We start from the raw sequence: 13,529 nt of genomic DNA on the forward strand, positions 1-13,529 counted from the left end.
AAGGTAAGGTGTAAAAATTATGACTGTAAAAATGAAAGTATACTCAGACTTTATATGTCCGTTTTGTTTTTTAGCAAAAGGTCCATTAGATGAGGTAGTGAAAGAGAAAGATGTAGAGATTGAATGGATGCCATTTGAATTACGTCCAAGTCCATATTCAAAAATAGACCCATGGAATGAGCCAGAAAAATTAGGTTCATGGGATGCTTTCATTCTTCCGACAGCGAAGAAGTTAGGAATTGATATGCGTTTGCCACGTGTTTCCCCACATCCATATACGCATTTAGCTTTCGAAGGATGTCAATTTGCGAAAGAACGTGGACTAGGTAATGAGTATCATCACCGCGTATTCACAGCATTTTTCCAAGAAGAGCAAAACATTGAAGATATTGATGTGTTAACAAAATTAGCGGTAGAAGTAGGACTTCCTGAGGCGGAATTTAAAGATGCTTTAGTAACTCGTAAATATAAAGAAAAGCATCAAGAAGCAATTCAGCACGCATATGATGAAGCGAATATTATGGCTGTTCCAACTGTCATGATTGGAGATGAATTCATTCAAGGGCTTGCTAGTAAAGAAACACTAGAAAGGGTCATTGATAAAGAAATTGAAAAGGATAAAACAAATTCATTTGAAGGTGTGCAATGTAATACCGATGGATATTGCTAATTCGATTGTTATGAAATAACAAAATAAATAATAAAACAAATATTTGGAGGAATTAAAATGTCAGCAACTACAACAAATTTAAAAGAAGCAATCGTGAACCGTCGTTCAATTCGTAAAGTAACAAAAAACGATGCGATTACGAAAGAAAGAATTGAAGAAGTGTTAAAAACAGCTTTACACGCACCAACATCTTTTAATATGCAAAGTGGCCGTATGGTTGTATTAATGGATGGAGAGCATGAAAAGTTTTGGGATATCGTAAAAGAAACGCTTAGATCACGCGTACCAGCAGAAAACTTTGAAGCGACTGTAGAAAGACTAAAAGGTTTCCATACAGGTGTAGGTACAGTTTTATTCTTTGAAGACCAAGCAACTGTAGAAAAAATGCAAGAAAATGCACCGTTATATAAAGATCAATTCCCATTCTGGTCTCATCAAGGTAATGCAATGTTACAACATACTGTGTGGATGCTATTATCTGCTGAAGGAATTGGCGCATCACTGCAACATTACAACCCAATCGTAGATGCTGAAGTAAAAGAAACTTGGAACATTCCAGCAGAGTGGAGCTTAGTAGGTCAAATGCCATTTGGTGAACCAAATGAACAGCCAGCAGAAAGAACATTCTTACCTACTGAAGATGTAGTGAAATTTTATTAAGAAATACAATATGTAACGATAAGGAAGCTGTGCTTAGAAACAGCTTCCTTTTTTGTATTAGTGTTAATTTATAAGCATTTAGGGAAGGAATATAACAAATAGTCAGGTGAGAAAGGAAGTAGGAAAATGAATGACGAGAAAAAATATACAGTGGTAGGTACTGATGTCGAGGAAGTAAAACGTTTAAATAAAAATTCAGGATTAACGTATAATCAAGTGAAAGAAATGTTAGCGAAGCAAATGCAAAAAAAGAAGTGATTAGATTGAAATCATTCATTTTTTCATTTAACATTTTGATTGGAGAGAGTTAAGTAAAAGGTAACTCTCTTTTTTATATAGCTGAGCAACTGTAAGAGTGGAGGAAGCAACATGAAAAAATGGGTAAAGATAACGTTGTCTATCGCCGGAGGTATTGTCCTATTGGTATGTGCCGGTGGATATTTCGTGTATATAAATTATTTTCCAAAGGAACCAGAGCGTATTGTATATGATAAAGACAGAGTGTTAAAGCCGATACATAACCAGCTTAAAGGAATCAACATAGGTAATGTAAAGATAAAAGAAAAAGCAGTTGTAAATGCAACTGTGGATGAACTTCAAAACATGGTCGATGATGGAAAATTATCATATGAAGAATTAACGAGTATTTATCTCTTTAGAATACAAGAACATGACCAAAATGGAATATCATTAAATGCTGTTACAGAGATTAATCCAAATGCAATAGAGCAAGCACGAAAGTTAGATAAAGAGAGGTCGTTAAATAAGAAATCGAACTTATACGGCATTCCTGTCATCGTAAAAGATAATATACAAACTGCAAAAGTGATGCCGACAAGCGCAGGCACTTTTGTATTAAAAGATTGGGTTGCAGATGAAGATGCGACGATTGTGAAGAAGTTGAAAGAAGAGGGGGCATTTGTTTTAGGTAAAGCAAATATGTCTGAATGGGCGAATTATTTATCTTTTACAATGCCAAGTGGATATAGCGGGAAGAAAGGGCAAAATTTAAATCCGTACGGTCCAATTACATTTGATACATCAGGATCCAGTTCGGGGTCTGCTACAGTGGTTGCGGCAGATTTTGCACCACTTGCAATTGGGACAGAAACGACGGGATCTATTGTCGCACCAGCGACGCAGCAATCTGTAGTTGGGTTACGTCCATCGTTAGGTATGGTTAGCAGAACTGGCATTATCCCATTAGCTGAAGCACTTGATATTGCAGGGCCAATGGCAAGAACGGTAAAAGACGCGGCAACGTTATTTAATACTATGGTAGGTTATGATGAAAAAGATGCTATGACAGAAAAAATGAAAGATAGAGATAGAATAGATTATACGAATGATTTATCAATAGATGGATTAAAAGGAAAAAAGATAGGGATTCTTTTTTCTGTAGATCAACAAGATGAAAATAGAAAAGCAGTAGCAGAAAAGATTAGAAAAGACATTCAAGATGCCAGTGCGATATTGACTGATGATATTCAGTTAAGTAGCGAGGGTGTAGATAATCTGCAAACATTAGAATATGAGTTCAAACATAATGTTAACGACTATCTTTCGAAGCAAAAAAATGTGCCTGTAAAATCGTTAGAAGAGATTATAGCGTTTAATAAAAAAGATAGTAAAAGAAGAATGAAATATGGACAAACATTAATTGAGGGCTCTGAAAAATCTGCTATAACGAAAGATGAATTTGAAAAAGTAGTTCAAACGAGTCAAGCAAATGCAAGGAAAGAGCTAGATAGATATTTAGTAGAAAAAGGATTGGACGCTTTAGTCATGATTAATAACGATGAAGTTCTTTTATCAGCTGTAGCTGGTTATCCTGAATTAGCGGTACCAGCAGGTTATGATAAAAATGGAGAGCCAGTAGGTGTTGTATTTGTCGGGAGGCAGTTTGGTGAAAAAGAACTTTTCAATATTGGATATGCGTATGAACAACAGTCTAAAAATAGACGTTCTCCTAAAATATAGAATTTAAAAATAGTTTTTAGGAAAGGATTAGATAAAAAATCAGACATTAAAAAAGAAAAAAAGGATTCTTCCAAATTAGTAAGAAAGATTGTCTATAGAAGTTCATAAAATGTAATAGTATTACAATGAATACGTTCGTTTTGTAATATATCAAATTTCCATCCATAGAAGGGGGAGGTTAAATCTTAATGAATGAAGTGAAAAATTTTTTTCGAAGTAGAGGGTTTCAACGGTTTATCGTTTTAATAATATTAGCGTTTGTATTATATGGATTAAAAAGTATGATCAATTTAATATTAATTACGTTTATACTGACATTTTTAATGGATCGGTTTCAACGTTTTATTTCAAAGAAATTGAAAGTGAATCGAAAAATTGTTATCGCATGTTTGTATATAATATTAGTTTCCTTTATCGGCACGACATTGTATAAATATTTGCCTGTGCTAACGATACAAATTTCACAATTGATTTATCAATTTAAACTGTTTTTTCAAAATCCACCGGATAATGAGATCATTAAATATGCACTTTCGACAATTAATGGAATGGAAGTATCAAAATATATAGAACAAGGTGTAGACGTCATCTATCAATCGATAGCGAATATAGGAAAGGTGAGTTTACAAATATTATTGTCTCTAATATTAAGCTTATTTTTCTTATTAGAAAAAGAGCGTATTATTACATTTACTTCTAAGTTTAAAGAGAGTAAGCTAAAGATTTTTTATGAGGAGATTGCATATTTTGGTGAAAGGTTTGCAAGGTCGTTCGGTAAAGTAATTGAAGCACAATTTTTAATTGCAGTTGTAAATTGTATCCTGACTGTCATTGCATTAATCGTTTTAGGATTTCCACAGCTTCTCGTATTAGCTGTTATGATTTTCTTATTAGGGTTGATTCCTGTTGCCGGCGTAATCATTTCACTGTTTCCACTTTGTATCATTGCCTATAACGTAGGTGGGGTTATGTACGTTTTGTACATACTAGTGTTCATTACGGTGATTCACGCTCTTGAAAGTTATTTTTTAAATCCAAAATTTATGTCTGCAAAAACGAATTTGCCAGTCTTTTATACATTTATGATTCTCATCTTTTCAGAGCATTTCCTCGGAATATGGGGGCTTATTATCGGGATACCGATCTTTATCTTTTTATTAGATGTACTTGACGTAAATAATGATAAATTGATTAAAAGCAATAAGTGATAGAAATAACCGATGTTGTCTTTTTGGAAAACATCGGTTATTTCTTATTTTTTTTTGGAGGAGGTAGTTTTATAAATTTATTTGCAATTAAAGCTATAATAACAGCAGTAAAAATAAGCACCGCGATTATGCCAATCCCCAGACCTGCCCATCCTCCTATAAGGAACATACTTATCGGTATTGCTAATAAGCTTAAAATAATAAGGATCAACCCGAGATTCTTATCATATTTTTTAGTTGGAAATAGCGTTCTGATGATTAAAAAGAGAAAAAGTATTAATGACGCTACAGCTAGTAAGAGGATGACAATTGTCCAAGACTCATCCATAAAATCACTCCTTTCTATTATGGATAATATTACGCTTTAGATTGAGGGTGAACAATAAAAATATAAAAAAGCAATCCAATATGAATTGGATTGCTTTTTTGAATGAAATATACGATTAAAGAACGGGAGCCATTGTTTCTTTCAACACTTGAACAGAGTGATCGAATTTTAATTCTTCGTCTTCACTTAATTCTACTTCTAAAATTTCACGAACACCGCCGCGATTTAAAACAGCAGGTACGCCGATATAAACATCTTTTTGACCGTATTGACCTTCTAAGTATGCTGAAACTGTTAATACGCTATTTTCGTCGTTTAAAATAGCTTTTGTAACACGTAGAAGTGACATACCAATACCATAATAAGTTGCACCTTTGCGCTCAATAATATGGTAGGCTGCATCACGAACATTTATGAAAATTTTGTCTAAATCTTCTTGTGTGTATGTGTTGTCTTTATCAAGAAGCGTTTGTAGTTTTTGAATACCAACTGATACGTGACTCCATACTGGAAGTTCTGTATCGCCATGTTCTCCGATAATATAAGCATGAATGTTGTGTGGACCAATGTCGAAGTACTCACCTAACATATAGCGGAAACGAGCAGAGTCAAGCGTTGTACCAGAACCGATTACTCGTTCTTTTGGTAAACCAGATTCTTTCCAAGTAACGTACGTTAAAATATCTACAGGGTTTGTTGCGATTAAGAAGATGCCATCAAATCCGCTATCCATAATACTGCGAACGATTTGTTTAAAGATTTTAGCGTTTTTCTCAACTAAATCTAAACGTGTTTCACCTGGCTTTTGTGGTAATCCAGCTGTAATGACTACAAGATCAGCATCTTTACAATCTTCGTAGCTGCCTTTCCATACTCTAGTTGGAGCTGGTGCAAATGGAACAGCGTGACTTAAATCCATTGCTTCTCCTTCAGCTTTTGCTTCATTTACATCAACTAAAACAAATTCTTCAGCTACAGCTTGGTTAATCATGCAGTAAGCATAGCTACATCCAACTGCTCCTGTTCCTACTAATACAACACGGTTAATACCTTTTTTCATTTCACAATTCCTCGCAATTTCATTGATTTTATTATGTAAGATAATACGTCCTACTTCTATAGATTCATATCTAGTTTATTACATTTTATAAAAGATATTCAAGTATTTGAAAATGTATCCGTTCAAATTTGCGAACAAAACATAGTAATTCAGTTAACTGAATATAATTCAGTAAAATCCTTTTTAAAAGGGGAAATGGTATGGGGAATCCATTATCGATGGAACAAATGCTTCAAATTGTTCATGAAGGGCTTGCCAAAACGAATAACCCCAAACAAATTACAGTTGCCGGTGCAGGGATTTCTGGATTAGTTGCAGGTTCTTTATTAAAAGAGGCTGGACATGAAGTAACGATTATAGAAGCAAATAACAGAATAGGTGGCAGGGTGTATACGATTCGTGAATCGTTTAGTGCGGGTTTATACTTTAATGCAGGACCGATGAGAATTCCTGATACGCATGAGTTAACTTTAGCGTATATTCGTAAATTTAAACTACCGTTAAACCTTTTTATAAATAAAACTTTTGCAGATATCATTTATACGAATCATATTCAAACGAGATTGAATGTGTTTGAAAATGATCCAAGTATACTTGAATATCCGGTTTTGGATAAAGAAAGAGGAAAAACAGCAGAAGAGCTAATGCTTGAGGTATTAGAACCAATACTAAATTATATTAAGAAGGATCCTAATAAAAACTGGTTTATCGTTGAAAAAAAGTATAAAACGTATTCGCTTGGTTCATTTTTAATGGAGTATTATTCGGATGGAGCAATAGATATGATTGGTGTACTTCTTGATATGGAAGCATATATGGGAATGTCTTTAATTGAAGTATTACGGGAAATGATTTTTTTTACTTCAACGGCGAAATATTACGAGATAACGGGCGGGATGGATGCATTACCAAATGCATTTTTGCCACAGCTAAAGGATAATATTTTTATGTCCTATAAAGTAGAAAAAATAATACAAGAAGATAATAAAGTGATGCTGCAAGTAAAACATGAACAAACGTTAGATCCATTTACAATAACAAGTGATATTACTATTATCACAATTCCGTTTTCGGCGTTACGATTTGTAGAAGTTCAGCCATTTCATTTATTCTCTTATTTTAAAAGACGAGCAATTCGTGAATTAAATTATATTGCTGCAACTAAAATTGCGATAGAGTTCAAAAGTAGATTTTGGGAAAGAGTCGGGCAGTATGGTGGGAAATCTATTACGGATTTACCGATACGTTTTACATATTATCCGAGCTATGGCATTCAGTCACCAGGGGCAGCTATCGTTATAGCAAGTTATACGTGGGCGGATGAGGCTTTAACATGGGATAGTCTCCCGCATAGAGATCGTATTCGTTACGCATTGAAAAATTTAGCGCAAATATATGGGAATGTAGTCTATAGTGAGTTTATAACAGGGGAATCTTTTGGCTGGAGTAAGAATACGTATTCTTGCGGAGCATTTACAGCTTTTGAACCAGGCCAAGAGCTAGAATTATTTCCTTATATTGCGTCGCCGGCTGGAAACGTACACTTTGCAGGAGAACATACAACGTTGACACATGGGTGGATGCAGGGAGCGATTGAGTCTGGAATTAGAGTTGCTCATGAAGTAAATGAAAAGTGAAGATAGTAGATATATTTACAAATTGTTATTCTTTTAATAAAATGATAAATATAAATCGTAATTATTACGCTTTGAATGCGTTTGAAATAAAGAAATGGATGGTTGATCAAATGAATAAAGTGGAAATTCATATATTAGGTGGTTTTTTAGGTAGTGGAAAATCAACATTATTACAAAATTTATTAGTAGCGGAGAAGAAGAAGAATAGAAAAGTTGCTGTTTTAATGAATGAAATTGGTGAATACTCAGTAGATACAGATATTATTGGTAAAGAGAATGTGTTAAGAGAATTACTAAAAGGATGTATTTGTTGTACGTTAAAGGAAGAACTTGAAATACAATTGCATTCATTATATCAGCAAGAAAGACCAGATGTAATTTACATAGAAACAACAGGCGTCGCACATCCAATTGAAGTGTTAGATGCATGTGTATCACCAATTTTAGCACCTTTCTTAGAAGTGAAATCAATTGTAGTCGTTTTAGATGCAGTAAGATGGTTAAATCGAAGTATATTAAGTGCAAATGTGCAACAGTTACTGCATGAGCAAATGAAATTTAGTAGTCACCTTCTTATTAATAAATCAGATTTACTAACAGAAGAAGATAAGAACAAAGTACTTGAAGAAGTGAAAGCAATAAATAATCATGCGAAATTGTTTGAAACAAAATATTGTAATATATCTTTAGATGATATAGAAGAAGCTGAATTTGTGAATGCTGGGGAACACGAGACACTTCATGTTAAACAGCATTTACATATACAAACGATGACGTATCAATTTACGAAATCGATTGATCAAGACAAATTATATGAATGGCTTTCGAATTTACCAGATAGTATTTATCGAGTGAAAGGTTTTGTGAAATTCCATGGAGATAAATACCCTCATCTATTCCAATATTCGTTTGGCGTACCAACTTTACTAGAGCAAGATTTTGGTTTCCCGACAAACTTGGTAGTAATCGGGGAAGGGCTAGATAAGAAACAATTGGTTGAAGGGTTAGAAAAGGTAGAAAATAATTAAGTGCTTTTTATGTAGGCTGCAATAATTAACTTAAGTTAATTATTGCAGCTTTTTTCGTGATGAATACTGTAATGAAACAGTATTTTCAATTGGATAACGGAATATATATTGATTGTATGTCCGTTTCCATTTAATAGGAAGGTGATTATAGATTTGTGCCGAATGTAGAGGATACTACAAGAGTTTTCCATTATCTATCTTATAGTTTAAAAGTCATGATTACGGGCAGGGGAATTTGGCGTGTTTGATTCTATCAGAAAGTAAAGTATGGGGAGGATCACAATGTCGATGAAAAAACGTAAGTGGCTAAAAACGATGTTTACTGGTTGTGTTTTAGGTTCGTTATTAATAACGGCAGCTTGTTCAGGAAAGAAAACAAGTACAGAGGATGAAAAAACGATTAAGGTAGGGGTTCTTGCATCATTAACAGGTCCATTAGAATCGTATGGAAAGCAAACAGTGAACGGATTTGAATTAGGGTTAGACTATGCAACTGGTGGAACAGGAAAAGTGGAAGGGAAAAAAATTAAGTTTGTAGTAGAAGATACGGAAACGAAAGCGGATGTAGCGGTAAAGAAAGCTACGAAATTATTAGAAGAAGAGAAAGTTGATTTCTTAGTCGGATCGTCTAGTTCAAGTGATACGTTAGCGGTTTTACCACTTGCTGAAGAATATGAAAAAATTATGGTTGTAGAACCGGCAGTTGCTGATAGTATTACCGGGAAGAACTGGAATAAATATATTTTTAGAACTGGAAGAAGTTCCTCACAAGATGCGATTGCAGGAGCAGCAGCAATTGCGAAAAAAGATGTAAAGATTGCGACGTTTGCTCCAGATAACGCTTTTGGTCGTGAAGGGATTGCGGCATTTAAAGCGGGTGCGAAAAAATTAGGGGCAAACATAGTAAACGAGCAATACGCTGACACGAATTCAACAGATTTTACGGCAAATATTCAAAATATCATTAGCTCAAAACCAGATTACTTATTTATCGTTTGGGCAGGGGCAAATTCACCTTGGAAACAGTTGAAAGATATGAATGTGGAAGCGCAAGGTATTAAAGTCTCTACTGGTGCACCGGATATACCAGCATTAAAAACGATGGATGCGTTAGTAGGAATGCAAGGTTTTTCTGTTTATTATCATGCACTTCCAAAAAATAAGGTGAATGACTGGTTAGTTGAAGAACATAAAAAAAGATTTAATGGTGCAGTACCAGATTTATTTACAGCAGGAGGAATGTCAGCGGCAATTTCCATTGTGGAAGCATTAAAGAAAACAAATGGTGATACAGATGTAAATACATTGATTAAGAAAATGGAAGGAATGGAATTTGATACACCGAAAGGAAAGATGAAATTTAGAGAGAAAGACCACCAAGCGATGCAGACGCTATATTCTATCACGTTGAAAAAGCAAGATGGTGTTGATTATCCGGTACCAGTGTTAGAGCGAGAATTAACGATGAAAGAGACAGAACCACCAGTTCAAAATAAATAGACTGAATTTTCTGTTGTTTTTGTATAAAGAGGGGATACCCTCTTTATACGTATTTCTTTCATACTGAAAGCTTTAAAGGGAGGGATTTCGTGACACATTTGTTAGAGACGAAAAATCTTTGTGTATCTTTTGGTGACCATCATGTTATTAAAGATGTTAATTTAACGGTACAAAAGGGAAAGCTCATTTCAATTATTGGACCGAATGGTGCCGGCAAGACAACTTTATTTAACTTACTAAGTGGACAAATTTCTCCGACGAAAGGTGAAGTGTATTTTAAAGGAAAAGAGATTACAAAATTATCGATTTCAGACCGAACAAGATTAGGAATCGGGCGCTCTTTTCAGCTTACAAATATATTCCCAGAGTTAACGGTACTTGAAAATGTACGTTTAAGTGTTCAATCATTCGTGCAAGATTATTACAGTTTTTTCCCGAATGTAGCTAAGTTAAAGCAGCAAACTGGAGAGGCGAGACGTCTTTTAAAAACAGTGCTACTTCATGAGAAAGAGGGGGTATTAGCAAAAGATTTAGCTCACGGGGAAAAAAGAAAGTTAGAGCTTGCTATGTTATTAGCATTAAAGACAGATGTATTACTGCTTGATGAGCCAACTGCGGGTATTTCAGTTGAGGAAGTTCCGGCTATTTTACAAGTGATTGAAAATATTAAAAAACATCCAGAGAGCACAATCGTACTCATCGAACACAAAATGGATATGGTACTAGGTTTGTCGGACCATCTTATCGTTTTATTTCATGGCGAGTTATTAGCGGAAGGGTTACCAGAAGAAATGATGAAAGATGAGCGTGTACAAAGTGCTTATTTAGGGGGATTATATAGTGGCTCTATTACAAGTGAATAATATAGAGACGTATTTAGATCAGTTTCATATTTTACAAGGGGTATCACTCACTGTTGAGAAAGGGACGATTACTGTACTGTTTGGAAGAAACGGGGCGGGAAAAACAACAACGTTGCGATCGGTTATGGGATTTCATCGGATAGCAAATGGTGAGATTTATTATGATAGTACGCAGGTCAATGGATTATCTACACATTTAATTTCAAGAAAAGGAATAGGCTATGTACCAGAAAATCAAGGGATTTTTCATGATTTAACAGTAGAAGAGACGTTCGCACTTGCGAGTGGAAAAGGAGAAGAAGTTCAAGAGAAAATAGATTGGATGCTCGAGCTATTTCCTGATTTAAAGCAGTTTTGGAATAAGAAAAGTGGGCTTTTAAGCGGGGGACAAAAACAAATGTTGGCTATTTCAAGAGCGTTTATTAATAGTGATGGACTATTGCTTATTGACGAGCCAAGTAAGGGGCTATCACCAATTATGATAGAAAAATTAATGGTAGCAATTTTGAAAATGAAGGAGAAAACGACTGTTTTACTTGTTGAACAAAATTTTATGATGGCTAGTCAAATCGGTGATTATTTTTACATTATGGATAATGGGCGTATTGTGCATAAAGGTTTTATGAATGAACTGCGAGAGGATAAAGAAACATGTCATAAATATTTAGGTATTTCTTAACATTGATACGGGGGGATAGAACGTGGATGTGTTAATTAACTTATTTGTAAACGGCGTTTCAACCGGGATGCTTATTTTTTTATTAGCATCAGGTCTTTCACTTATTTTCGGCCTAATGAGCGTTTTAAACTTTGCACATGGTGGTTTATTTGCATGGGGAGCTTTTACAGGTGTTTGGTTATTTAATATGACAGGTAGTTATGTGTTAGCGTTAGTTGGAGCGGTTGCTATGGGAATGTTGCTTGGTTTTATTTTAGAACGATTTCTTATTAGGCCAGTGTATGGAAACCATGTTCGCCAGCTACTCGTTACACTCGGAGGAATGCTCGTTCTTAGTGAGTGTATAAAAATATTTTGGGGACCGAATCCAATTAGTGCAAAGTTACCGATATGGTTACAAGGTAGCTATACATTTGGAGGGGTTATATTAATAAAATACCGGTTGTTCGTTATTTTAGTTGGGATACTAATTTACATTGCTCTACTATTACTACTCAAAAAAACAAAGATAGGTCTTATGATCCGCGCTGGTGTAATGGATAAGGAGATGGTTCAAGCACTCGGCATTAACGTGAAAGCTATATTTTCGTTCGTCTTTCTATTAGGAGCAGGAATGGCAGCGTTAGGTGGATTCTTATTTGCACCATATTCAGGCGTTGTTTTCGCCGAAATGGGTATGCAATATGCAATTTTAGCTTTCATTGTAGTAATAATTGGAGGGTTAGGTAGCGTCCAAGGTTCAGCTATCGCTTCTTTAATTGTCGGATTAGCCGGAGCTTTTACAGCATATTTCATGCCAGATTTATCACTTGCAATCAATATGTTAATGTTACTGTTTTTCTTAATAGTGAAGCCAACTGGACTTGTTGGTGAAAAGGGGTGAAATGGTGAACAACACATCGAATCGAATTAAAGTATACTTCGGAGTATGTATGCTCATTTGTTTAAGTGTATTTCCGTTCGTAAATGATTCACGGAGCTTGTTAATTTTGTTCACTCAAATCTTCATCTTTGCTATTTTTGCAATGAGTTTTGATATATTGCTTGGTTATACAGGAATTGTATCGTTCGGCCACTGTATGTTCTTTGGAATAGGAGCATATGGGGTAGCGCTTTTATTTGATCGGCAAGGCGTATCAATAACGAATTTTTTAATAGGGATAGTAGCTGCAATTATTGTTTCAGCAATCGTTAGTTATATAATTGGTTTGCTTTCTTTACGGTTGAAAAGTCATTTTTATGCAATGTTAACACTTGCTATTTCACAGTTATTTTTCGTACTTGCTGAAAAATGGCGTGGGCTTACTCACGGAGGAGATGGTTTTACATTTGGGGTACCAGAAATATTCCGTGATCGTTTTACTTTTTATTATGTATCACTTATATGTTTACTCTTCATTTTTATTCTATTACGTCTTTTTACAAAGTCTTCTATTGGGAAAGTATTAAAGGCAATTTCACAAAATGAACAACGTGTTGAAGCACTTGGATATAAAGTCCTCCATTATAAAATAATCGCAAGTGTAGTGGCAGGAATAGTAGCTGCAATTAGCGGTGGTTTATTTGTTATTACATTACGCTTTGTCAATACGACTGTATTTTCAATTGAAATGACATTAAATGCATTATTGATGACGATGATTGGAGGGATCGGAACGTTAATTGGAGCTATTGCTGGATCTGGGATTATTGAATCACTAAAATATTATTTATCAGAACTAGCGACGGAATATCCGATTTTTGAAAGATGGACGATTATTCTAGGGTTATTGTATATAATCGTGTTACTAGTTTTTCCGAAAGGATTAGTTGGAACGGTTAAGCAGTTGAAGAGTGTTAAAAGGAGTAAGAAGGAGAAAAGCGCAGGTGTGGAGCAGAACGTGTGAAAAATCAATTGTATATAAAAAAATCCCTCT

At 34.8% G+C, this 13,529-nt stretch carries 14 protein-coding genes; 12 read left to right on the forward strand and 2 right to left on the reverse strand.

The window, feature by feature from the left end; translation table 11 throughout:
- The first annotated feature begins 19 nt into the window (after window positions 1-19).
- The 5 genes from ACS2MN_RS00215 to ACS2MN_RS00235 all read left to right on the forward strand — a co-directional run bounded on the left by ACS2MN_RS00215 (window position 20) and on the right by ACS2MN_RS00235 (window position 4,518).
- A complete protein-coding gene (locus ACS2MN_RS00215) occupies window positions 20-670 on the forward strand; it encodes a DsbA family oxidoreductase (RefSeq protein ID WP_346994309.1) in 651 nt (216 codons plus the stop codon).
- 57 nt (window positions 671-727) lie between these two features.
- Entirely contained in the window at window positions 728-1,330 is a 603-nt protein-coding gene (locus ACS2MN_RS00220) for a nitroreductase family protein (protein ID WP_001277035.1), read from the forward strand.
- 126 nt (window positions 1,331-1,456) lie between these two features.
- Complete coding sequence (locus tag ACS2MN_RS00225; RefSeq protein ID WP_000997344.1) at window positions 1,457-1,588, forward strand: hypothetical protein; 132 nt, start codon at window positions 1,457-1,459, stop codon at window positions 1,586-1,588.
- A gap of 111 nt (window positions 1,589-1,699) precedes the next feature.
- Window positions 1,700-3,310, forward strand: coding sequence for an amidase family protein (locus ACS2MN_RS00230; protein WP_346994308.1), 1,611 nt, complete (start codon window positions 1,700-1,702; stop codon window positions 3,308-3,310).
- 188 nt (window positions 3,311-3,498) lie between these two features.
- On the forward strand, window positions 3,499-4,518 hold the full coding sequence (locus tag ACS2MN_RS00235) for an AI-2E family transporter (RefSeq protein ID WP_001006567.1): 1,020 nt from the start codon (window positions 3,499-3,501) through the stop codon (window positions 4,516-4,518).
- Between the two features lie 37 nt (window positions 4,519-4,555).
- Here the strand turns inward: ACS2MN_RS00235 and ACS2MN_RS00240 are convergent, their stop codons facing one another.
- Together ACS2MN_RS00240 and ACS2MN_RS00245 are read right to left on the reverse strand one after the other, a co-directional pair.
- Window positions 4,556-4,846, reverse strand: coding sequence for a YesK family protein (locus tag ACS2MN_RS00240; protein WP_000344585.1), 291 nt, complete (start codon window positions 4,844-4,846; stop codon window positions 4,556-4,558).
- Window positions 4,847-4,961: 115 nt separating this feature from the next.
- Entirely contained in the window at window positions 4,962-5,906 is a 945-nt protein-coding gene (locus ACS2MN_RS00245) for an L-lactate dehydrogenase (protein WP_000715319.1), read from the reverse strand.
- 200 nt (window positions 5,907-6,106) lie between these two features.
- Here ACS2MN_RS00245 and ACS2MN_RS00250 point away from each other — a divergent pair, with 200 nt between their 5' ends.
- The 7 genes from ACS2MN_RS00250 (at window position 6,107) to ACS2MN_RS00280 (ending at window position 13,499) form a co-directional block, all read left to right on the forward strand.
- Entirely contained in the window at window positions 6,107-7,543 is a 1,437-nt protein-coding gene (locus ACS2MN_RS00250) for a flavin monoamine oxidase family protein (protein WP_438894647.1), read from the forward strand.
- A gap of 110 nt (window positions 7,544-7,653) precedes the next feature.
- Window positions 7,654-8,571, forward strand: coding sequence for a CobW family GTP-binding protein (locus tag ACS2MN_RS00255; RefSeq protein WP_087950344.1), 918 nt, complete (start codon window positions 7,654-7,656; stop codon window positions 8,569-8,571).
- Window positions 8,572-8,853: 282 nt separating this feature from the next.
- Window positions 8,854-10,071: a substrate-binding domain-containing protein gene (locus ACS2MN_RS00260; protein ID WP_000062008.1), complete on the forward strand. Its 1,218-nt coding sequence runs from the start codon at window positions 8,854-8,856 to the stop codon at window positions 10,069-10,071.
- Window positions 10,072-10,160: 89 nt separating this feature from the next.
- The gene (locus tag ACS2MN_RS00265; RefSeq protein ID WP_000149304.1) at window positions 10,161-10,934 is read left to right on the forward strand and encodes an ABC transporter ATP-binding protein; all 774 of its coding nucleotides are present in this window, start codon (window positions 10,161-10,163) and stop codon (window positions 10,932-10,934) included.
- Complete coding sequence (locus ACS2MN_RS00270) at window positions 10,912-11,613, forward strand: branched-chain amino acid ABC transporter ATP-binding protein (protein WP_001196713.1); 702 nt, start codon at window positions 10,912-10,914, stop codon at window positions 11,611-11,613. Before ACS2MN_RS00265 ends, ACS2MN_RS00270 begins: the two co-directional genes overlap by 23 nt.
- Window positions 11,614-11,635: 22 nt before the next feature.
- Complete coding sequence (locus ACS2MN_RS00275) at window positions 11,636-12,496, forward strand: branched-chain amino acid ABC transporter permease (RefSeq protein WP_000382809.1); 861 nt, start codon at window positions 11,636-11,638, stop codon at window positions 12,494-12,496.
- 49 nt (window positions 12,497-12,545) lie between these two features.
- Complete coding sequence (locus ACS2MN_RS00280) at window positions 12,546-13,499, forward strand: branched-chain amino acid ABC transporter permease (protein WP_015000378.1); 954 nt, start codon at window positions 12,546-12,548, stop codon at window positions 13,497-13,499.
- The last annotated feature ends 30 nt before the right edge of the window (window positions 13,500-13,529 follow it).

The organism is Bacillus cereus group sp. BceL062, assembly GCF_051780025.1.
GTDB lineage: Bacteria > Bacillota > Bacilli > Bacillales > Bacillaceae_G > Bacillus_A > Bacillus_A toyonensis.

Excerpts from the sequence above, each read along its gene's own strand:
- ACS2MN_RS00215 (WP_346994309.1), top strand. The coding sequence starts at position 20 with ATGACTGTAAAAATGAAAGTATACTCAGACTTTATATGTCCGTTTTGT.
- ACS2MN_RS00220 (WP_001277035.1), top strand. The coding sequence starts at position 728 with ATGTCAGCAACTACAACAAATTTAAAAGAAGCAATCGTGAACCGTCGT.
- ACS2MN_RS00225 (WP_000997344.1), top strand. The coding sequence starts at position 1,457 with ATGAATGACGAGAAAAAATATACAGTGGTAGGTACTGATGTCGAGGAA.
- ACS2MN_RS00230 (WP_346994308.1), top strand. The coding sequence starts at position 1,700 with ATGAAAAAATGGGTAAAGATAACGTTGTCTATCGCCGGAGGTATTGTC.
- ACS2MN_RS00235 (WP_001006567.1), top strand. The coding sequence starts at position 3,499 with ATGAATGAAGTGAAAAATTTTTTTCGAAGTAGAGGGTTTCAACGGTTT.
- ACS2MN_RS00240 (WP_000344585.1), bottom strand. The coding sequence starts at position 4,846 with ATGGATGAGTCTTGGACAATTGTCATCCTCTTACTAGCTGTAGCGTCA.
- ACS2MN_RS00245 (WP_000715319.1), bottom strand. The coding sequence starts at position 5,906 with ATGAAAAAAGGTATTAACCGTGTTGTATTAGTAGGAACAGGAGCAGTT.
- ACS2MN_RS00250 (WP_438894647.1), top strand. The coding sequence starts at position 6,107 with ATGGGGAATCCATTATCGATGGAACAAATGCTTCAAATTGTTCATGAA.
- ACS2MN_RS00255 (WP_087950344.1), top strand. The coding sequence starts at position 7,654 with ATGAATAAAGTGGAAATTCATATATTAGGTGGTTTTTTAGGTAGTGGA.
- ACS2MN_RS00260 (WP_000062008.1), top strand. The coding sequence starts at position 8,854 with ATGTCGATGAAAAAACGTAAGTGGCTAAAAACGATGTTTACTGGTTGT.
- ACS2MN_RS00280 (WP_015000378.1), top strand. The coding sequence starts at position 12,546 with ATGCTCATTTGTTTAAGTGTATTTCCGTTCGTAAATGATTCACGGAGC.